Below are 20823 nucleotides of genomic sequence, written 5' to 3'. Positions count from 1 at the left end.
GAAGGGATGAGATCCGGTGCAGTTCAACGTAAGGCCCTACATCTGTGGCGCTCTCGGCCGGATCGACACCGCCATGCTCGGCAAGCTGACCGCCGCCGGGCCAAAGGTCCGTCCGGCGTTGCAGACGGCCGAGGCGGCGCTGTTCAGCTCCACGCCGCTGCCGCCCTACCAGCGGGCCGACGGGTCGTTCGCGTTCGCCTGGGGCGAGCGCAGGCCCAAGGCCGCCGACGAGTGGATCTCCATCGCGGAGACGTACGAGACGCCGGGGCTGATCGGCGACGGGCGGCGGGTGACGCTGCACACAGGCGCGCTGGGCCTGGTGGACGTCTACTACGTGCACCACGGCGACGCGGTCTACTTCTCGTCCCTGATCCAGCCCCTGCTGAGCCTCGTGCCCATCGAGATCGACTGGTCGGCGTGGGCCTCGATCCTTCAGGTGACGTTCCCGCTGGGCGAGGCGACCCCGTACACCGGGGTCAAGCGGCTGCCGGGATCGAGCGCGCTGGTGTTCGAGCACGACCGGGTGGCCACCGAGCGCAGGCTGCCGCGCTGGCTGCGTACCGAGCCCTATGAGGCGTGGATCAGCCCCGGGGAGATCGTCGAGCTGCTGCACCGCGTCTACGACGACTACGACGGGCGCAAGCTGCTGGTGCCGGTCAGCGGCGGCTACGACTCGCGGCTGCTGGCGAGCGTCGCCAAGGCGCGCGGGGCGGACGTGGAGTCGTGGACGACCAGCCCCGACGACGGCACCGACACCGACATCGCGTTCGCCAGGTCGATCACCAGGGAGCTGGGCATCCCGCACCGGGTGATCACCCAGGACGCCGCCGACTACCCGGCCGACGCGGTGGAGGTGGCGCGCCGGCTCGAATACCTGACGCCGCACCACGCCTGGTACGCCCCCTTCGCCAAGGAGGTGCACGGCGCGGGCCGGATCCTGGTGGACGGGCTGGCCGGCGGGCCGCTGCTGAAGAACTTCATGGTCAGCGGGGCCGCGCTGGAGGCCAGGACGCAGGCCGAGCGCTCCGCGGCCGTGCTGGCCTCGCTGTCGCTCGGGCAGCCCGCGCAGCCGTTCCTGTCCAAGGCCGCGGCGCAGTGGATGGAGGAGACCGTACGCGAGCAGTTCGCGGCCGCCACCTCCATGCTCCACGGGCACCGGGCCGAGCTGTCGTTGTCGGTGCTGCACACCAGGACCGTGCGGGGCATCGCGCGCTCGGCGGTCAACCTGGTGGGGCCCGAGGCGTCGTTCGCGGCGCCGTTCATCCATCCGGAGTTCTTCGACGCCGCGCTTTCCGTCGGCGTGGCGCGCAAGGACAAGGGCCGCTTCTACCGCGAGGTGCTGCACGCGGCCAATCCCCGCGTCGCCGCGCTGCCGTCCACGAATGTCATCAAGCAGCCCCTTCAGCGGGTGCCGCTGCGGTCAACGGCGGGGCCTGCCCGAAATTATTCGCACCGCATGCTGGAGACCTTGGTGAACCGCGTGCCGGGGTTGTTGTCGGACGAGTTGCACGAGGTGGTCGCCGGCGGGCCGGACGCCCTGACCAGGTTCAACGGGTGGAACGACCGCTTCTGGGTGCGCGGTCTGGTGCTGTTCGGGCTCTGGCTGAACGACTTCGAGAACGACCTCTCGGACCTGGCCACACCTTTTTAGTGAACTCTGGGTAACAGGGCGATTACATACGGATCTCGCGGGTATTAACCGTCGCACAGCAGAAGCGGGTTCCGGAAAGCCAACGGGCTGGTAGTGTTCGGCCCGTAAGCGCCGCACAAACGGGCACCAGATCACAAATCCGGTCTCGTTCGAGGGCATGGAGTTCGCAGGGATGACGACTCCACGCGGCGCGGTCACCAGATAACAACGCCGGGGCAACCGGTGACTTCGTCCTGCCCACATCTCTTCCTGTGAGCGACATCATGATCAACGCATCCCCAACGCCGGAGCCGATCTCCGAGGCCTTCGTCTCGGAAGATCCGGCCTGGTACAAGCGGGCGGTGTTCTACGAGGTTCTCGTCCGGGGGTTCAAGGACTCCAACGGCGACGGCACCGGCGACCTGCGCGGTCTCATCGAGAAGCTCGGGTACCTCGAGTGGCTCGGCGTGGACTGCCTGTGGCTGCTGCCCTTGTACGAGTCGCCGCTGCGCGACGGCGGCTACGATATTTCGGACTATATGAAGATCCTCCCGGATTTTGGGGACTTGGGAGACTTCGTCCAACTGATCGAGGCGGCGCACGAGCGTGGCCTGCGGATCATCACCGACCTCGTGATGAACCACACCAGTGACCGGCACCCCTGGTTCCAGGCGTCCCGGCACGACCCCGAGGGGCCGTTCGGCGACTTCTACGTGTGGTCCGACCACCCCGGTGGCTATCCCGACGCGCCGATCATCTTCATCGGCGCCGAGGAGTCCAACTGGACCTACGACCCGGTGCGCAAGCAGTACTACTGGCACCGTTTCTTCCATCACCAGCCGGACCTGAACTATGACAACCCGGCGGTGCAGGAGGCCATGCTGGAGGTGCTGCGGTTCTGGCTGGACCTGGGCATCGACGGCTTCCGGCTGGACGCGGTCCCCTACCTGTTCGAGCGCGAGGGCACCGCGTGCGCCGGGCTGCCGGAGACGCACGCGTACCTGAAGAAGATCCGCGCGGAGGTGGACCGCCTCTACCCCGACCGGGTGCTGCTGGCCGAGGCCAACGGCTGGCCGGAGGACGTGGTCGAATACTTCGGCGACCCCACCACGGGCGGCGACGAGTGCCACATGGCCTTCCACTTCCCGCTGATGCCGCGCATCTACATGGCGGTCAAGAAGGAGACCCGCGAGCCGATCTCCGAGATCATGTCGCTCACGCCCAAGCTGCCGGAGACCGCGCAGTGGGGCATCTTCCTGCGTAACCACGACGAGCTCACGCTCGAGACGGTGACCGAGGAAGAGCGCGACTACATGCACAAGGAATATGCCAAGGACCCGCGCATGCGGGCCTACCTGGGCATCCGCCGGCGCCTGGCCCCGCTGCTGGACAACGACCGGGACCGGATCGAGCTGTTCACGGCGCTGCTGCTGTCGCTGCCGGGCTCGCCGGTGATCTACTACGGCGACGAGATCGGCATGGGCGACAACATCTGGCTGGAGGACCGCGACTCGGTCCGCACGCCGATGCAGTGGAGCCCCGACCGCAACGCCGGGTTCTCCTCGGCGGACCCGGGCCGCCTCTACCTGCCGGCCGTCATGGACCCGATCTACGGCTACCAGGCGGTCAACGTGGAGGCCCAGCAGCGCCACGAGGGGTCGCTGCTCCACTTCACCCGCAAGATGCTGGAGATCCGGCGCAGGCACCCGGTGTTCGGCATCGGGGCGTACACGGAAATGTGGTCGTCGAACCCGAGCGTGCTCACGTACGTGCGCGAGGACCGCGACGACGTGATGCTGTGCGTGAACAACCTGTCGAAGTTCCCGCAACCGGTGGAGCTGGACCTGCGCCGCTTCGAGGGCATGACGCCGGTCGAGGCGCGGGGCGGGGTGCCCTTCCCGTCGATCGGGGAGCTGCCCTACCTGCTCACGCTGCCGGGGCACGGCTTCTACTGGTTCGCGCTGAAGAAGCCGGAGACCCTCAGCGAGAGGTGACGGGCACCTGGGCACGGGCCGCGCGGCGCGCCGGGATGAGCGCGACGGCGAGGGCCGTGCCCACGGCAACCAGCACGGCCACCGTCAGCGTCATCGGCGACGGCGCGCGGCCGATGCCCGTGCCGACGCCGCTGGTATGACCCTGCAGGTCGATCAGCCAGGTGACGACGGACACGCCCACCGCGGCGCCCACCCCCACACCCAGCACCACCAGCAACCCCGTGCCGGTCACGAGCGTGGCCATGACCTGGCGCGGGGTCAGCCCCATGGCCTTGAGCACGGCCAGGTCGAAGGCGTGGTCGCGCAGGCCCAGCGCGCTGGCGGTGAGCAGGTTGGCCAGGCCGATCAGGGTCAGTACGACGATCAGCGCCACGATCACCACCCTGATGACCGCCAGCCGGTCGGCCGGGTTGACCGCGGCCTGCACGTCCAGGCCCTCGCGCGACTCGGCCAGCAGCCGGCCGCTCACCTCGGCCCGGTCGGCGCCCGGCTTGAGTGCCAGCGCGTAGAACTCCGGCGGCACCGAGTCCTTGGCCGCCAGGCTGTCGAGCCCCACCGAGAGCACCTCGCCGTCCTGCTCGGGCTCGACGGTCCTGCCGACGATCCGGACGATCAGCGGGGTGCCGCCCACGGTGAGCCGCACCCGGTCGCCGATCTTGAGCCCGAGCAGGTCGAGCAGCCCCTGACCGGCGACCGCCTCGCCCTGACGGGTGTACATGCGGCCCTCGACCACGGGGAACGGGTACGGCTGCGTCGAGCTGCCGATCGCCCGCACCCTGACCGAACGGGCCTCACCCGGTGCCAGCGCGTTCACGTCGGTGCCCGGGTAGACGGAGGCCACGTCCCTGTCCCGCCGGACGGCCCGCTCCGCCTCCACGGCGTCCAGCTTGCCCGGCCGGACGTAGAGGGCGGCGTGCTGGCCCACCTGCTCCGGGTGGGCCAGGAAGTTGTCCAGCGTGGCCCACACGCCGAGCCCGATGGTGATCATCATCATCGGCACGGCCAGGCCGAACGCCGTCAGGAACGCCGGCACCCGGCGGGTGAAGGCGTCTCTGGTGCCCAGGACGAGGGCGGGCGGGAGGCGTACGAGGAGGGCCAGCCGGGCCAGCCTGGACAGGTGTCCGCGCGGTGGCGCGGAGGGCACGTCGGGGATCGGCGGCGTGCGGCCGCCCCGCCAGGCGGGGATCCCGACGGCGGCCAGCACCACCAGGGCCGTGCCCGCGACGATGGCCAGCACCGGGATCGGCGCCACCGAGGTCGCGCCGAGCATCGCCGCCATCACGCTCCAGCCGGCCAGGGCGCCGACCGCGACGCCCAGCAGCCCGAGCGCGCCGTGCTCGACCAGCAGCAGCAGCGCGACCTGGCCCCTGGTGAAGCCCATGGACTTGAGCGTGGCCAGGTCGCGGAGCTGGCCGAGCACCCGGCCACCGGCCGCGTTGGCCAGCGCGAGCGCGGCGGCCACGAGCCCGACCACGCCGAACAGCGCCAGCAGCGTGCCCAGCAGCCGGTTGTCCAGCTCCATGGCCGCCCTGACCTCGCGCCAGGTGTAGACGCGCTGGAGCCGGTCCTCCAGCATGACGACCACGCGCTGGGAGACGACCTGCGAGGCCTCCGGGTCGGCCAGGCGCAGCCCGGTCACCCACTCGCTGCGGCCTAGCATGGGCTCGACGCGGTCGAGCATGGCGGGCAGCACGTAGGCCAGGCCGGGTGTCCATTCGGGATAGAAGCCCTGGTCGGCGGTGTCGGCGATGCCGCGTACGTAGAGGGTGTGGCGCTCGCCGCTGAGCGCGATGATCGTGAGCGGCGCGCCGATCCTGAGCCCCAGAGCGGCCGCGAAGGAGCGCTCGACGACCACCCCGTCGGGCTGGGCGGGGTCGAGCCACCGGCCCTCGGCCACCACGGGATGCGCCACCTGCGGCGGCGCGGCCGGCATCGCGCGCAGCGCGGCCGGGTCCTTCCGGCCGTTCTGGGCCACGGTCACGGGCGCCGACCGGTAGGGGCCCGCGGTCTGCGTCACGCCGTCGATGTCGCCCAGGGCCACCTGGGGGCTGTGGTTGGTGTGCAGCCAGACGTGGGCACCGTCGGTCTGGGCGGACAGGCTCCGCCACGGGTTGGTGCCGTCTTCCAGCAGGGTCGCCGCGGTGATGAGCGCGGCCACGATCCCGGCCACGGCCAGCACGGTCAGCACCGCCTGGCCCTTCCTGGCCCGCAGATCGGCCTTGATCCACCGGCTCCCGGCCAGCGAAGCGCTCATCGGAGGTCGATCACCTCGCCGGCCGTACGGGTGCGGCGGCGCGCGATGCGCCCGTCGTCCACGATCTGCCCGTCGAACAGCGACACCAGCCGGTCGGCCAGGCTCGCCACGCGGGCGTCGTGGGTGACCATGACGATCGTCTGACCCTCCTTGTGGACCTTGCCGAGCAGGCTCAGCACGTCGCGCGTGTTGCGGCTGTCGAGGTTGCCCGTGGGCTCGTCGGCCAGCAGCAGGCTGGGCTGGTTGGCCAGCGCCCTGGCCAGCGCGACCCGCTGCTGCTCGCCGCCGGAGAGCTGGGCGGGGGCGGCGTCGGCCCGGTCGGTCAGGTTGAGCGCCGCCAGCAGGCTCTCCCGGCGCTCGCGGGCCACCTTGGGCGAGGCCCCGCCCAGCAGCGCGGGCAGCTCGACGTTGTCGCCGACGGTCATGTTGGCGACCAGGTTGAAGAACTGGAAGACGAACCCGATCTTCTTGCGCCGCAGCAGCGCCCACGCGCTCTCGGAGAGCGTGTCCACCCGCTTGTCGTCGAGCCAGATCTCGCCGCTGGTCCGGGCGTCGAGCCCGCCCAGCATGTGGACGAGCGTGGACTTGCCGGAACCGGACGGTCCCATGATCGCGACGAACTCGCCCGGCTCGACCTGCAGGTCCACGCCGCGCACGGCAGGCACGGGGACCGCACCATCCTGGTAGATTTTGACCAGATTGACCGTTTTCACAACCGCGCTCATGCCAGATCCTCCTGGCATCGCTCGAGCCAGTCAAGATCCGCCTGAAGGTGCAGCATGGCTCCCTCGATGAGCAGCATCGCGACCCGGTCGGTCGGCGGCGTGCGGGCGAGGAGGTCGTTGAGATCGCCCATGAGCGAAAGGTAGTGGCGGCGCTGCCGGCTGATCAGCGCCATCCGGTCGGCGATGCCGGTCAGCGGCGCGAGCACGAGCTTCATGAAGAACTCGTCGCGCACCCTGGGGCCCTCGGTCGGCTCGTCGACCCAGGTCATGAGCACGTCGCGGCCCTTGGCGGTCAGGTAGTAGACCTTCTTGTTGGGCCGGTTGGACTGCTCCACGTCCACGGCCCTGACCAGGCCGTCCTTCTCCAGCCTGCCGAGCGTGACGTAGATCTGCCCGATGTTGGGCGAGGGATAGGCGCTGCCGAAGGTCTGCTCCAGCGCCTGTTTGAGCTCGTAGCCGTGGGCCGGCTCCTTCGCCAGGAGCGCCAGCAGGTGAAGCCGCACCGCCCCACCTCCCCGCTCATGTTACGTAGGCGTTACGCAGTTTTCCGTTGACCTTCAGATTACAGGTGTGCATAACATGAATGCATCTACCTAACACGTATGTAAACCGAGTTGAACACGGAGGAAACAGGGTGCTTCGCCTGTTGCCGGTCCTTCTGGCCGTAACCCTGGCGGCCGGATGCGCGGCGGCGGGCGACGAGGGCGGCGGCGAGACGGGGACGGGCGGAACCGGGCCCATCACGTTCGCCACCGGACGCGACACCACGGCGTACCTGCAACCCCTGCTGGATCGCTGGAACCAGGCCCACCCGGCCGAGAAGGTGACGCTGCTGGAGCTGCCCGAGGCCGCGGACGAGCAACGCGCTCAGATCGCGGCCAACCTGCAGGCCCGGAGCAACCGCTACGACGTGCTCGGGCTCGACGTGGTGTGGACCGCCGAATTCGCGGAGAACGGCTGGATCATCCCCCTGGAGCGCGGGTTGTTCCCGCTCGACAGGTTCCTGCCGCCGGTCGTGGAGACGGCGATCTACAAGGACAAGCTCTGGGCCGTCCCGTACACGAGCAACGCGGGGCTGCTCTACTACCGGACCGACCTGGTCAAGAAGCCGCCACAGACGTGGGCCGAGCTTCGCGACCAGTCACGTGAGATACGGAAAAAGCACAACATAGGAGGCTATGCCGGGCAGTTCCTGGCCTACGAGGGGCTCACGGTCAACTTCTCCGAGGCCGTGCAGTCGGCCGGGGGGCAGATCGTCAGCCACGACGGCACCGAGGTGGCCCTCGACCCCGCCAAGGCCGAGATCGCGCTCGACTTCCTGCTCCAGGGGCTGCGGGAGGGCTGGATCCCCAAGGAGTCGCTGAGCTACAAGGAAGAAGAGTCCCGCCTGGCCTTCCAGGAGGGCGAGCTGGCCTTCGCCCGCAACTGGCCGCACGCGTACGGACCGGCCAAGGCCGAGCTGGGCGACAAGCTGGGCGTGACCCGGCTGCCCGGCCTCGACGGGCCCGGCTCCAGCACGCTGGGCGGCGCGAACCTGGCGATCAGCGCCTACTCCAAGCACCAGCACACCGCCCAGGAGTTCATCCGCTATTTCACGAGCCTGGAGAACGAGCGCCGGGTTCTCACCGAGGGTTCGTTCCCGCCCGTGTGGACCGAGCTCTACGACGACCCCGACCTCATCAAGCGCTTCCCCTACCTGCCCGTGCTCAAGGAGAGCATCCTCGCCGCCAAGGCACGGCCGGTGAGCGCCAACTACAACCAGCTGAGCCTGGTGATCGCCAGCTCGGTCGCCAAGGCGCTCGGCAGTCCCTCCCCCGAGGCCGCCGCCGATGTCGCGGCCTCCATGAAGTCCGAACTCGAAGAAATCATCAGAACCCAGTGAGGCAGCCATGCGAAAAGGCAGTGCAGCAGCGATCCTGGCCGGGCTCGCGGTAGCCGTCGCCGCCTGCGGTAACGCGCCGACGACGACCGAGCCCACCGCGTCGCAGTCGGCGCCGGCGTCCGGCGCCGCCAAGACGCTCCAGGGCGTGAAGCTCGAGGTAGCCGCCAAGTGGACCGGCGCCGAGCAGAAGAACTTCGAGCAGGTGCTCAAGGCTTTCTCCGACAAGACGGGCGCCGAGGTCACGTACGCCTCCACCGGTGAGGACACCGGCGCCTACCTCGGCCCGCGCATCCAGGGCAAGAACCCGCCCGACGTCGCGATCCTGCCGCAGCCGGGCCTGGTGCAGCAGTACGTCGACCAGGACGCGCTCAAGCCGCTGACCCCCGAGGTCACCAAGGAGATCGACGCCAACTACACGCCGTACTGGAAGGAGCTCGGCTCCGTCGAGGGCCAGGTGTACGGCGTGCTGGTCAAGGCCGCGCACAAGTCGCTGGTCTGGTACCGGTCGCAGGCGTTCGAGGACGCGGGCGTGCAACCCCCGACCAACTGGGACGAGCTGGTCAAGGCCGCGCAGACGATCGCCGACTCCGGCACGCCGCCGTTCTCGTTCTGCGGCGCCTCCGGCTGGACGCTGACCGACCTCTTCGAGAACGTCTACCTGTCCACCGCGGGGCCGGAGAACTACGACAAGCTCTCCAAGCACGAGATCCCGTGGACCGACCCCACCGTGGCCACGGCGCTGGAGAAGATCCAGCAGATCGCGGCCAAGCCGGAGTTCCTGGTCGACGGCACTTCGGGCACCATGCAGACCGACTTCCCCACCTGCGTGAGCAAGGTCTACGGCACGGACAAGGCCGCCATGGTCATCGAGGCCGACTTCGTGGCCGTCGAGGCCGACCAGTCGGGCGCCAAGCTCGGCGAAGAGGCGAAGTACTTCCCGTTCCCCAAGGCCGGTGACACCGCTCCGGTCGTGCTCGGCGGCGACGTGGCCGTGGCCATGAAGGACTCCCCCGGCGCCATGGCGCTGGTGCAGTTCCTGGCCTCCAAGGAGGGCGGCGAGATCTGGGCCAAGCTCCCCGGCTACCTGTCGCCCAACAAGAACGTCTCCCCCGACAACTACCCGGACGAGCTGACCAAGCAGCTCGGCCAGACGATCGTCTCGGCCGGCGACGCTGTCCGCTACGACATGTCCGACCTGGCGCCGAGCGCGTTCGGCGGCACCGACGGCAAGGGCGAGTGGAAGGTGCTGCAGGACTTCCTGCGCGACCCGAGTGACGTCAAGGGCACCCAGACCGCTCTCGAAGCCGAGGCCAAGAAGGCCTGGAAGTAAAGAGGTAAGGCCGTGACCGAACGGTTGGACGGCCGGCAGGATCCGCCCGCGGAGATCGCGGGCGGGCCCTCGACCGGACCGGCTGATACCCCCCGTACGAGAAGACGCCTCGGCCCCTCGCCGGCGGTCGCCATCGCCTTCCTCCTCCCGGCGGCGCTGCTGCTGGGCATCTGGGTGGTCTATCCGATCGTCTACTCCATCTTCCGGAGCCTGTTCGACTCGGCGGGCGACGGATTCGTGGGGCTGGGCAACTACATCTCGATCTTCACCGATCAGGGCATGCTCACCACGATCCGCAACAACCTCATCTGGGTGGTCGTCGCGCCGATCGTGGTCACCACGCTGGGCCTGATCTTCGCGGTGCTCACCGAGCGCATCAAATGGGCGACGGCGTTCAAGCTGATCGTGTTCATGCCGATGGCCGTCTCGCTGATGGCGGCCGGCGTCATCTTCCGCCTCGTCTACGAGGAGAACCCGGACCGGGGCCTGGCCAACGCCGTCCTCACCACCGTCCACGACACGTTCTCCTCCGCTCAGGGCTACCCGGAGGCCCGGCCGCGCGAGGGCGACCAGTCGCCGGTCGCCACCCAGGACGGCGCGGTCGTCACCAAGCAGCCCGCCCAGGCGGGCCAGCCGGTGCTGATCCCGATCGTGGGCGTCAAGCCGGACGTCATGCCGCCCAGCGCCCAGACGGCGCGGCCCCCGGCGGCGGGGACCGGTCTGTCCGGGGTCGTGTGGTTCGACTTCACGCCGGGCGGCGGCGGGCAGAGCGGCGCGGTGGACGGCACCGAGAAGGGCCTGCCCGGCATGACCGTCGAGGCGGTCCAGAACGGGCAGGTCGCCGAGACGACCACGACGGCCGACGACGGCTCGTTCCGCTTCGACGGCCTGCCCGCGGGCTCCTACGTCGTACGGCTCCCGCAGGCCAACTTCGAGGCCTCCTACGGCGGGCTGACCTGGCTCGGCCCGACGCTCATCACCCCCGCGATCATCGGCGCGTTCGTCTGGGTCTGGGCCGGGTTCGCCATGGTGCTGATCGCGGCGGGCCTCGCGGCGATCCCGCGGGACGCGCTTGAGGCGGCCCGCATCGACGGCGCCACGGAGTGGCAGGTGTTCCGCAGGATCACGGTGCCGCTGCTGTCGCCGGTGCTGCTCGTCGTCTTCGTGACGATGATCATCAATACGCTGAAGGTGTTCGACCTTGTCTTCATCATCGCGCCGGCCTCGGTCCAGCCGCAGGCGAACGTGGTCGCGCTGGAAATGTGGCGCGTGTCGTTCGGCGGCGGGAACAACCAGGGCCTGGGCAGCGCGCTGGCCATCTTCCTGCTCATACTGGTCCTCCCCTTCATGATCATGAACATCCGCAGGTTCAGGAGGGAAGACACATGACCACGGCAACGGCTACGGCGCCGACCGGGCTGGAGTCCGGAACGCCGCGCAGGGGCCTGGCGAGCAGGATCGTCGATCGCATCGGCAGCGGCACAGTCCAGGTGATCATGGTGCTGCTGGGCCTGTTCTGGCTGGTGCCCACGCTGGGCCTGCTGGTCGTCTCGATGCGCACCACGCAGGTCAACAACGCCGAGGGCTGGTGGACGGTCTTCACCAAACCGGCCGAGCTGACCATCCAGAACTACGCCAACCTGCTGGGCAGCGGCTTCACCGCGTCCTTCTGGAACACCGTGCTGATCACGGTGCCGACCACGCTCCTGGTGATCGGCATCGCGGCGATGGCGGGCTACGCGTTCGCCTGGATGGACTTCCCCGGCCGGGACCTGTCCTTCCTGGTCGTCGTCGGGCTGCTGATCGTGCCGATCCAGATCGCGCTGATCCCCGTCGCCTCCCTCTACGGTGGGGCCGGGATCTTCGGCTCGATCGCCGGGGTGGTGCTGTTCCACGTGGCGTTCGGCCTGCCGTTCGCGATCTTCCTGCTCCGGAACTTCTTCGTCGGCATCCCGTCCTCGCTGCTGGAGGCGGCGCGCATGGACGGGGCGTCGGAGTGGAAGATCTTCGTGTCGGTGGTCTTCCCGCTGGGCAAGCCCGCCATCGCCTCGCTGGGCATCTTCCAGTTCCTGTGGGTGTGGAACGACATGCTCATCGCGCTGGTCTTCGCCGACACCGGCAACCAGCCGATGACCAAGTATCTGCAGTCTCAGATGCGGCAGTTCGGGTCGAACGTCGACATCCTGTCGTCCGGCGCGTTCATGTCGCTGATCATCCCGCTGATCCTGTTCTTCGCGTTCCAGCGGTACTTCGTGCAGGGCATGATGTCCGGCTCCGTGAAGTAGGTGAGCTGACGGGCGCCCGCCTTCCCGAGGGGGGCATGCGGGCGCCCGCCGTAACGCCTGGTCATGTGTATTCGATGATTCTTCATGAAGCGTCTCCTCGCCCTCACCGCAGCAGCCTTCATCTCGTTACCCCTCACTCCTGCCCCAGCCATCGCCACTGCCACCGACCCCGCCGCCCTGTCGCACGGCACGCCGGGCGCCCCGGGCGCCGGTGACCCGTATTTCCCCGACCAGGGCAACGGCGGCTACGACGCCGGCCACTACGACCTCTCGCTCGACTACGAGCCCTCCTCCGGGCGCCTGACCGGCGTCGCGCGGATCTCCGCCCGGGCCACGCAGGAGCTGAGCCGCTTCAACCTCGACCTCGTCAGCACGCTGTCCGTGCGGTCCGTAGCGGTGGACGGCCGGACTGCCTCCTACACGCAGGGCGGCTCCGAGCTGGTGGTCACCCCCGCCAGGGCGCTCGGCGCGGGCCGCGGCTTCACGGTCGTGATCAGGTACGACGGCCGCCCCGTCCACGTCGTCGACCCCGACGGCTCCGTGGACGGGTGGATCAAGACCAGCGACGGCGTGTACAACGCCAACGAGCCCCAGGGCGCGATGACCTGGTTCCCCGGCAACCACCACATGACCGACAAGGCCACCCACCGGTTCACGGTGACCGTGCCGAGCACCCGGGTCGCGGTGGCCAACGGCGACCTGGTGGCCAAGGTGCCGAAGGGCGGGCGGACGACGTACGTGTGGGACTCCCGTGAACCGATGGCCAGCTACCTGGCCACGGTGTCGATCGGGAAGTTCGAGCTCGCCGACTCCCGGATCGGCGGGCACCGGGTGACCACCGCCGTGGATCCCAAGCTGGCCGGCGACGCCGCGGGCTTCCCCGATCGGCATCCTCCGGTGCTCGACTACTTCAGCTCGATCTTCGGCCCGTATCCGTTCTCCTCGACCGGCGGGATCGTGGACCACGCGCCGGAGGTCGGCTACGCGCTGGAGACGCAGACCCGGCCCATCTACCCGCGGGTGCCCAGCGAGTCGCTGCTCGCCCACGAGCTGGCCCACCAGTGGTTCGGCAACTCGGTGACGCCGACGTTGTGGCGCGACATCTGGCTCAACGAGGGCTTCGCCACGTACGCCGAGTGGCTCTGGGCCGACAGGCTCGGCACCCGTACCGTGCAGGCCGCCTTCGACCAGGCGTACGCGACGGCGGCCGAGGACGAGTTCTGGCAGACCCCGACCGCCGACCCGGGCGGCCCGGAGAACCTCTTCCACGACCCCGTCTACGACCGCGGCGCGATGACCCTGCACGTGCTGCGGCGCGAGGTGGGCGACGACGCGTTCTTCGCGATCCTGCGGGCGTGGGCGGGCGAGCACAAGTACGGCAACGCCGACACCGCCGCTTTCATCGCCCTGTCGGAGCGCGTGTCGGGCAGGCAGCTCGACGCCCTCTTCGACGCCTGGCTCTTCAAGCCCGGCAAGCCGTCGTTGTGATCATTCTGGTACGGCTTGGGACCGACGTTTCGGCCGCAAGCCGTACCAGACCTGGCTAAGCTCAACGGCCATGGCCGGTCTTCCACTGAACGAAGTCGTCGAAGCCGGATGGGCCCGTGCACTGGAGCCCGTCTCCGAGCAGATCTCCCAGATGGGCGACTTCCTGCGCAAGGAAATCGCCGAAGGCAGGCAATACCTGCCGGCCGGCGCGCACGTGTTGCGTGCGTTCAACCAGCCCTTCGACGAGGTCAAGGTGCTGATCGTGGGCCAGGATCCCTACCCCACCCCGGGGCACCCCGTCGGGCTGTCGTTCTCCGTGGCCCCCGATGTGCGCCCGCTGCCGGGCAGCCTGGTCAACATCTACAAGGAGATGGAGAGCGACCTCGGCCTGCCCCGGCCCGCCAACGGCGACCTGACGCCGTGGGCCGAGCAGGGCGTCCTGCTGCTCAACAGGGTGCTCACCGTGATGCCCGGCAAGCCGGCCTCCCACCGTGGCAAGGGCTGGGAGCAGGTCACCGAGCAGGCCATTCACGCCCTCGTGGCGCGTGCCAAGCCGATGGTGGCGATCCTGTGGGGCCGCGACGCGCGCAACCTGGCGCCCATGCTGGGCAGCGTGCCGCGCGTCGAGTCCGCCCACCCCTCCCCGCTGTCGGCGCGCAGCGGCTTCTTCGGCTCGCGGCCGTTCAGCCGCGCCAATGAACTGCTGATCCAGCAAGGCGCCGCACCTGTCGAGTGGAAGCTGCCCTAGCATCGTCGCCATGAGTGATGAACCGAAGTTCCTGCGTCTCACGGTCGAGCTGACCGTCGAGGTGCTCGACATGGACGCGCTGCAGGCGGCGGCGCTGGCTGAGATCAGGCACCCCGACGCCGATCTCACCGAAGAGGAGCGCACGGAGCAGGCCGAGCTGGTCGCCTCCGACGACAGCGGCGCCTCCGCGCTGCAGTGGCTGATCGAGCCCGACCACGTGCTGCAGCTCGTCGACCACATCACCGAGATCGAGCCTCGCGAGGCCGTGCTCGGTGTGGAGCCCTCCGAGGGGCCGAGCGAGGAAGAGGACGACGAGCACGAGCACCACTGACACACGGCGGCGGCCACGGCGTTCTCCTGCGTCGTGGCTTTTCGCTGTCCTGACCCCGGTGCCGGACACCTCGCGCCGGTGAAGATCGCGCTGGTTAGGATCGGAACCCTCCGGCCAACGCGAGAGGACATCCGATGATCGTCGCATTCTCCATCACCCCGCTGGGCGTCGGCGAAGGGGTCGCCGAGCCCGTCGCCCGCGCCGTCAAGGTCGTCCGCGAGAGCGGGCTGCCCAACCGGACGGACGCCATGTTCACCACGGTCGAGGGCGAGTGGGACGAGGTGATGGACGTGGTCAGGCGGGCCGTGGACGCCGTGGCCGAGGTCGCTCCCCGGGTGAGCCTGGTGCTGAAGGCCGACCTGCGGCAGGGCGTCACCGACGGCATGACGTCCAAGCTCGAATCCTTGGAGCGCCACCTCCCCTGAACCCTCTGCCCCCGGGGCCCTCTCTCCAAATTCGAGATATATCTTGACCGTCCCGGAGGACGCGACATATCGTGTCTATCGTCACTGACGCGATAGTACGCGTTCTCGGAGGTGGGGTCCAATGGAGCAAGAGCGAGTGCCGGTCCTGGTGGTCGGCGGCGGTTACGCGGGGCTGAGCGCCGCGACCCTGCTGGCCTGGCGCGAGGTGCCCGTCATGCTGGTCGAGCGGCACCCGAGCACCTCCGTCCAGCCCAAGGCGTTCGGGGTCGGCCCGCGGGCGGTCGAGCTGCTGCGGCCGGTGCCGGGGATCGAGGATCAGCTCGCGGGCATCTGGGCGGGCATCGGCGAGAACATGCGCATCGCCATCGCCAAGGACCTGGCCGACCCCGATCCGCACATGATCATCAGTGACGAGAAGGAGGAGTTCGCCTTCCTGGCCGGCCTCACGCCCGCCGCGATGGTCGGCGCGCCCCAGGCCGAGATCGAGCGGGTGCTGCGGGTCAAAGCCGAGGAGCTGGGCGCCGACCTGCGCTTCTCCACCGAGCTGGTCTCGCTGGAGCAGGACGAGGACGGCGTGACGGCGTGGATCCGCGGCAAGGACGGCGACCGGCTCGTGCGGGCCGACTACGTGGTGGCCGCCGACGGCTACCGCAGCCCGCTGCGGCAGTCCCTCGACGTGCCCACCTCGGGCGTGGGCGAGGTGGGCCAGATGTGCTCGATCATGTTCGACGCCGACCTGTCCGGGCTGGTCCGGGAGCGCGAGGTCACGCTCTGGTACCTGCAGAACGAGTCCTTCACCGGCGTGATCGTGACCGGCACCGGGGTCGGGGCGCACGTGCTCGGCGTCAACCTCGCCCCGGGCCAGAGCGCGGCCGACTTCACCGGTGAGCGCTGCGTCGAGCTCGTACGCCGGGGGACGGGCCGGCCCGACCTGGACGTGCGGGTGCTCGACAAGGCGACGTTCGGGATCGCGCACGTGCTCGCGGGGTCGTACCGGGCGGGGCGGGTGTTCTTCGCCGGGGACGCGGCCCACACCATGCCGCCCACCGGCGGGCAGGGCGGGAGCACGGCGCTCCAGGACGGGTGCGACCTGGCCTGGCGGCTGTGGCTGGTGCTCACGGGGCAGGCCGGGCCGGACTTCCTGGACACGTACGACGCCGAGCGCCGGCCGATCGGGGCGCTGACGGCCGACGCGCAGCTCGCCAACCTCGGGGCGCGCATGCCGCCCGCGGCCCGGGTCGGCTATCCGGAGCCGCTCGAGGACCAGGTGGGGGCGCTGCTCGGGCACCGGTACCACTCCACGGCGATCCTCGACGAGCCAGGCGACGACGGGTCGATCCTGGAGGATCCGCGCGTGCCGACCGGACGTCCCGGCAGCCGGGCCCCGCACGTGGTGCTCGACTGGGACGGGCAGCGCATCTCCACCATCGACCTGTTCGGCACCGGCTTCGTGCTGATGGCGGCCAAGCAGTCGGGTCAGGTGTGGATGGACGCGGGCAGGCTGGTCAAGGAGCGGCTCGGGGTGGAGCTCACCCGGCTGCTGGTGGACGACGAGCTGCTGGACGTGGAGGGGCGGTTCCTGGAGCGGTACGGCGTCAGCGGGGGCGGCGCCGTACTGGTGCGGCCGGACGGGTACGTGGCCTGGCGCTCACCCGAGCCGGACCCGGACCCGGTGGAGACGCTGGACCGCGTCCTGCGCCGGATCCTCAGCCGCTGACCAGCCGGGGGCGGGGCGGCCGATGCTGACTCGGGGGGCGGGGCGGCAAGGCTGACCCGGCCGGGGGGCGGGGCGGCAACCACTCGGGCACCGCCCCGCCCCGTCCCCTCCCGTCTGCGGTTTCTCAGCCGAGCAGCAGTTCCTCGCGCCGGGCGCACAGCCTGTCCCGCATGCGGCCCAGCTCCCGGCGGCGCTCCTCCAGCCGCTCCACCACCTCCGCGACCTCGCCACCGCTGTCGCCGCCGGCCACGCCGCCCGTGGCTCCCGGCGGCACGGTCATGCCGAGCGCCCGGACCTCCCGGGCGAACCCGACCGCGGCCTCCTCCCGGCCTCCGGCCGTCGCCTCTTCGCCGCCTCCGGCCGCCGCCTCCTGGGGCCCTGGGCCGTCCAGGATCGCGAGCCCGGCCGCCGTCGCACGCTCCCTGGCCGGCAGCTCCACGTCGAGCTCGGCCAGCAGCCGCCGGATCTCCAGCAGCTCGGCGCCCCGCGGATCGGCCGAGCCGGTCAGCCGGCGCTCCTCGCGTACCAGGAGTTCCTCGTAGAGCTCCTTGGCCGGCCCCACCTCGGCCAGCTCCCGCTCCACCGCCGCGAGCACGATCGTGTACGCCCCCAGCCGGGCCTCCTCCATGGCCACGTGCTCCGGATCCCACACCCCGGCCGCGTCGAGCTCCCGCCGGGCCTCCCGCATCAGGCCGGTGATCGCCGTGCGGCGCTCGTTCAGCTCCTCCCAGCGACGCGCCCGCAGGCGCGCCGTGTGCAGATCTTCATCGATCATCTCAAACGGGATCACGACCCTTTGACGGGCTAACGACCTCATTTGGTTCAGGACGACCATGGACTTTTCCCATCAAACCAGGTCAGAACAGTCTCAGCTGTCCCGTGTGTTGCGCCTTCGCCTCACCGGTCCGGAGCGCCACGACGGCCGCCAGCAGCAGCACCGCGGACAGCAGGGCCAGCGCCGCCAGCTCCCCGGCCAGCTCGCCCACCCCCTGCCCGTCGAGCAGCGCGCCGCGCACGATCGCCAGGCTCCCGGTGAGCGGCAGCACGGACCCGAAGGCGCGGACGATCCCCGGCAGCGCGAACGTCGGCAGCCGCACCCCGCTCGCGAACCACATCGGATCGTCGAGCAGGGTGTAGAGGAACGCCGAGTCCCTGGAGAAGATCAGCAGGCTGTTGAGGAACGCGCCCCAGGCGACGGCGGGCAGGAGCAGGGCCAGGAAGACGACCGCGTACATGGCGGGGTGGGCCACGTGCACCACGTCGAGCAGCGTGAGCATGGCCGCCGAGAAGCAGGCGAACAACCAGACGTTCTGCACCAGCGCCCCGAACCCGTTCGCGACCACCATCACCAGCCGGTTGGCCGGGGACAGGAACAGCAGCTCCAGCGTCCCCGTCTGCCGTTCCATGGAGAAGTGCCAGGCCGACTGCACCAGCGAGAAGAAGAACGTGAACCCGAGCGCGCCGGTGGCCAGGAAGGCCAGCAGGCGCTGCGGATCGGCGGCCAGGGGCCAGCGGTCGGCGATGCCGGGGGTGGCGGCGAGCGGCTGGAGCATGTAATAGGTCTCGGCGAGCTGCAGCAGGGGCCAGACCAGCATCGACAGGATGACCAGCTTGCTGCCGAAGATCTGCCGGTGCTGCTTGAGCGCCTCGGCCCGGAGGATCTTCACCGCGTGCCTCACCTGGTCACCTGCCACGGGACGATCAGGCAGGGGCACAGGGTGTGCAGGTCCGTGGCGCAGGCCGGGCACATCGGTCCGGCGCCCGTGTGACGGCGCTCCGACCAGCGGCCGAATATCCGCCACCTCATGCGACCACCGCCATGGCCGGGCGGTCGCTCAGGGCCAGGATGGCGTCCTCCAGCGACGGCTCGGCGATCTCCAGGCCGCCCAGCGTGCCGCCCGCCTCGATGATCGTCGTGGTGAGCGCCCCGGCCACGTCGCCGGGGTGGCTGAGCTCGATCACCCCGCCGGGGCGCACCCGTACGGCCGGGTCGAACGCTAGCGCGGCGGCCTCGACCTCCGGCGTCAGGCCGGTCACCGTGACGCGTACGGTGCGGTGGCAGCCGGTGAGGGCCATGAGCTCGGCGGGGGTGCCCGCGGCGAGGTGGCGGCCGTCGCCGATCACGTACACGTGCTCGCAGAGCTGCTCCACCTCGGCCAGGTAGTGGCTGGTCAGCAGCACTCCCTTGCCGCGCTCGGCCAGCTCCGCCACCACCTTGCGCAGGTCGCGGGCGATCGGGGCGTCGAGGCCGAGGGTGGGCTCGTCGAGCAGCAGGTAGTCGGGGTCGTTCACCAGGCCGCGGGCGATCGACAGGCGCTGGGTCATGCCCCGGGAGTACTGTTCGACCCTTGTGTCGGCCGCCTTGGTCAGACCGACGAGTTCGAGCAGCTCTCCGATGCGGGGCCGCAACACCTTTCCGGGAACGTCGTACAGCTGCCCGAAGTACCAGAGGTTCTCCCGGCCGGTCATCCGGGCGTACACCATCCGCTCGCCACCCGCGATCAGGTTGATCCTCTTCCGCACGGCGTGCGACCGTCTGACCGGATCGAGCCCGCCGATCCGCACGGTCCCCGACGTCTGCCTGAGCAGCGTGGCGAGGATCTTGATGGTGGTGGTCTTCCCGGCGCCGTTCAGCCCGAGCAGTCCCGTGACGCGGCCGGTCGGGATGGTCAGGTTCAGCCCGTCGACGGCCACCTTCGCGCCGAACTGCTTGCGCAGGTTCACGGTTTCGATCATCAGTAACTCCGTTCCATGGCCCTGCGCTCCGCCCATGGCATCGCGAGGAATCCGGCGATCGTGTAGAGGAGGCCGATCAGGACGGCGGTGGCGAGCCGCCCGGCGTCGACACCGGTGCCGACGGTGAACACCCCGCGTACGACGTCCATGGCCGCCGTCACCGGCACCACCTCGCCGAGCCACTGGAGCACCTCGGGGAGGTACTCCCTCGGGAACGTGAACCCGGACAGCAGGGCGATCGCGTAGAACACCGAGTTCTGCGTGATGTGCGCCTCCCCGGCGACGATCATCACGTTGCTCAGCACCACGGACATCCCGAACACGGCCAGCCCCAGCCCCGCCACGGCCAGCACGCCGTCACCCCACCCGGTGGGCTCCAGCCGCACCCCGAACAGCGCCGCGCAGCCGAGCAGCACCACCACCTCCAGCGCCACGGCGCTGAAGGAGAACAGCGAGAGGCCCAGCAGGTACGGCATGCGCCGCGCCGGGGCCACGATCAGCGCGCCCATGGTGCCCTCGCGCTGCTCCTGGATCATGGCCTTGCCGGTCCACAGGATGCAGTGCTTGACGAACATGAGCGCCGCCGCGCCGACGGCGACGTAGCCCAGGTAGTCGGCCGTGCCGGACTTCCCGCGGAACTCCGCCGACACCTCACCCCGGCCCAGGATCCGCAGCCCGAGGTAGGCCAGGCTCACCGTGAACACGCCGAGCAGGAGGTTGCCGACGAAGTACGTCCAGGGGTAGGCCCGCCTCGTCACCAGCCACGACCGTCGTAATGTCGCCCATGTCACCACCATAAGTCTCCTTTGGGAACTGACTGAGTTTCTATCAGAGACTCACAATGCGGTAAAGTCCGCCCATGGTCAGGGAGCTACGCGAACAGGACGCCCAGTGCTCGATCGCCCAGGCGGCCTCGGTCATCGGCGACTGGTGGAGCCTGCTCATCGTGCGGGAGGTGACGCGCGGCCACCGCCGCTTCGACGACCTGCTGCGGGAGCTGGGCATCTCCAGGAAGATCCTGACGGAACGCCTGAAGCACCTGGTGGAGCACGGGATCCTGGCGCGGGAGCCGTACCAGGTGGGGCCGGTGCGCCACGAATACGTCCTGACGGACACGGGCTGGGCCCTGGCGCCGACGTTGATCAGCATGCAGGACTGGGCGGACCGCTGGCTGCTGGGGGACGGCACCTTGACGGGCATCCCCAGCTCGGGGGGCACGGAGACGGCCCGCGTACACGCCCTCCTCCACACCCGGATCCCCGCCCCCCTCCCCCTCCC

At 69.9% G+C, this 20823-nt stretch carries 19 protein-coding genes; 12 read left to right on the top strand and 7 right to left on the bottom strand.

Annotated elements, in window-relative coordinates:
• Positions 1-16 precede the first annotated feature (16 nt).
• Together ACBJ59_RS37260 and treS are read left to right on the top strand one after the other, a co-directional pair.
• Positions 17-1651: an asparagine synthetase B family protein gene (locus tag ACBJ59_RS37260; RefSeq protein WP_375114887.1), complete on the top strand. Its 1635-nt coding sequence runs from the start codon at positions 17-19 to the stop codon at positions 1649-1651.
• A 263-nt stretch (positions 1652-1914) separates the two neighbouring features.
• Positions 1915-3624 carry a maltose alpha-D-glucosyltransferase gene (treS, locus tag ACBJ59_RS37255; protein ID WP_375114886.1) on the top strand — a complete coding sequence of 570 codons (1710 nt, stop codon included), beginning with the start codon at positions 1915-1917 and terminating at the stop codon, positions 3622-3624.
• Here treS and ACBJ59_RS37250 read toward each other — a convergent pair.
• Genes ACBJ59_RS37250 through ACBJ59_RS37240 form a run of 3 tightly spaced genes read right to left on the bottom strand, consistent with a single transcriptional unit; the run spans position 3611 to position 7106 of the window.
• Complete coding sequence (locus ACBJ59_RS37250) at positions 3611-5878, bottom strand: FtsX-like permease family protein (protein ID WP_375114885.1); 2268 nt, start codon at positions 5876-5878, stop codon at positions 3611-3613. The two genes, treS and ACBJ59_RS37250, sit on opposite strands and share 14 nt — an antisense overlap.
• Positions 5875-6603 (bottom strand): ABC transporter ATP-binding protein, encoded by a 729-nt coding sequence (locus ACBJ59_RS37245; RefSeq protein WP_364114337.1) that lies wholly within the window; start codon positions 6601-6603, stop codon positions 5875-5877. The genes ACBJ59_RS37250 and ACBJ59_RS37245 overlap by 4 nt, the downstream gene beginning before the upstream one ends.
• Positions 6600-7106: a PadR family transcriptional regulator gene (locus ACBJ59_RS37240; RefSeq protein ID WP_364114335.1), complete on the bottom strand. Its 507-nt coding sequence runs from the start codon at positions 7104-7106 to the stop codon at positions 6600-6602. Before ACBJ59_RS37240 ends, ACBJ59_RS37245 begins: the two co-directional genes overlap by 4 nt.
• Positions 7107-7237: 131 nt before the next feature.
• Between ACBJ59_RS37240 and ACBJ59_RS37235 the strand changes: the two genes are divergently transcribed.
• From ACBJ59_RS37235 to ACBJ59_RS37195, 9 genes are all read left to right on the top strand, one after another.
• A complete protein-coding gene (locus ACBJ59_RS37235) occupies positions 7238-8485 on the top strand; it encodes an ABC transporter substrate-binding protein (RefSeq protein WP_375114884.1) in 1248 nt (415 codons plus the stop codon).
• A gap of 7 nt (positions 8486-8492) precedes the next feature.
• On the top strand, positions 8493-9815 hold the full coding sequence (locus ACBJ59_RS37230; protein WP_375114883.1) for an ABC transporter substrate-binding protein: 1323 nt from the start codon (positions 8493-8495) through the stop codon (positions 9813-9815).
• A gap of 12 nt (positions 9816-9827) precedes the next feature.
• The gene (locus ACBJ59_RS37225; RefSeq protein ID WP_375114882.1) at positions 9828-11204 is read left to right on the top strand and encodes an ABC transporter permease subunit; all 1377 of its coding nucleotides are present in this window, start codon (positions 9828-9830) and stop codon (positions 11202-11204) included.
• Positions 11201-12100 carry a carbohydrate ABC transporter permease gene (locus ACBJ59_RS37220; protein WP_375114881.1) on the top strand — a complete coding sequence of 300 codons (900 nt, stop codon included), beginning with the start codon at positions 11201-11203 and terminating at the stop codon, positions 12098-12100. The genes ACBJ59_RS37225 and ACBJ59_RS37220 overlap by 4 nt, the downstream gene beginning before the upstream one ends.
• A gap of 84 nt (positions 12101-12184) precedes the next feature.
• Positions 12185-13588, top strand: coding sequence for a M1 family metallopeptidase (locus tag ACBJ59_RS37215; RefSeq protein WP_375114880.1), 1404 nt, complete (start codon positions 12185-12187; stop codon positions 13586-13588).
• Positions 13589-13658: 70 nt separating this feature from the next.
• Positions 13659-14336 (top strand): uracil-DNA glycosylase, encoded by a 678-nt coding sequence (locus ACBJ59_RS37210; protein WP_375114879.1) that lies wholly within the window; start codon positions 13659-13661, stop codon positions 14334-14336.
• A 10-nt stretch (positions 14337-14346) separates the two neighbouring features.
• Positions 14347-14667, top strand: coding sequence for a hypothetical protein (locus tag ACBJ59_RS37205; protein WP_364114321.1), 321 nt, complete (start codon positions 14347-14349; stop codon positions 14665-14667).
• Positions 14668-14801: 134 nt separating this feature from the next.
• A complete protein-coding gene (locus ACBJ59_RS37200) occupies positions 14802-15092 on the top strand; it encodes an MTH1187 family thiamine-binding protein (RefSeq protein ID WP_375114878.1) in 291 nt (96 codons plus the stop codon).
• A 121-nt stretch (positions 15093-15213) separates the two neighbouring features.
• Positions 15214-16809, top strand: a complete 1596-nt coding sequence (locus tag ACBJ59_RS37195; protein WP_375114877.1) for an FAD-dependent monooxygenase — start codon at positions 15214-15216, stop codon at positions 16807-16809.
• A 124-nt stretch (positions 16810-16933) separates the two neighbouring features.
• Here the strand turns inward: ACBJ59_RS37195 and ACBJ59_RS37190 are convergent, their stop codons facing one another.
• From ACBJ59_RS37190 to ACBJ59_RS37175, 4 genes are all read right to left on the bottom strand, one after another.
• Complete coding sequence (locus tag ACBJ59_RS37190; RefSeq protein WP_375114876.1) at positions 16934-17584, bottom strand: hypothetical protein; 651 nt, start codon at positions 17582-17584, stop codon at positions 16934-16936.
• 82 nt (positions 17585-17666) lie between these two features.
• Positions 17667-18488 (bottom strand): ABC transporter permease, encoded by an 822-nt coding sequence (locus ACBJ59_RS37185; protein WP_375114875.1) that lies wholly within the window; start codon positions 18486-18488, stop codon positions 17667-17669.
• Positions 18489-18612: 124 nt separating this feature from the next.
• A complete protein-coding gene (locus ACBJ59_RS37180; RefSeq protein WP_375114874.1) occupies positions 18613-19545 on the bottom strand; it encodes an ABC transporter ATP-binding protein in 933 nt (310 codons plus the stop codon).
• A complete protein-coding gene (locus tag ACBJ59_RS37175; RefSeq protein ID WP_375114873.1) occupies positions 19545-20342 on the bottom strand; it encodes an ABC transporter permease in 798 nt (265 codons plus the stop codon). Before ACBJ59_RS37175 ends, ACBJ59_RS37180 begins: the two co-directional genes overlap by 1 nt.
• 62 nt (positions 20343-20404) lie before the next feature.
• Between ACBJ59_RS37175 and ACBJ59_RS37170 the strand changes: the two genes are divergently transcribed.
• The coding region (locus ACBJ59_RS37170) for a winged helix-turn-helix transcriptional regulator (protein ID WP_375114872.1) at positions 20405-20823 on the top strand (419 nt) is incomplete at its 3' end.

Source organism: Nonomuraea sp. MTCD27 (genome assembly GCF_041950495.1).
Taxonomy (GTDB): Bacteria; Actinomycetota; Actinomycetes; order Streptosporangiales; family Streptosporangiaceae; genus Nonomuraea.
The sequence above is the reverse complement of the archived record's forward strand: the minus strand, read 5'-3'. Positions and strand labels throughout refer to the sequence as shown.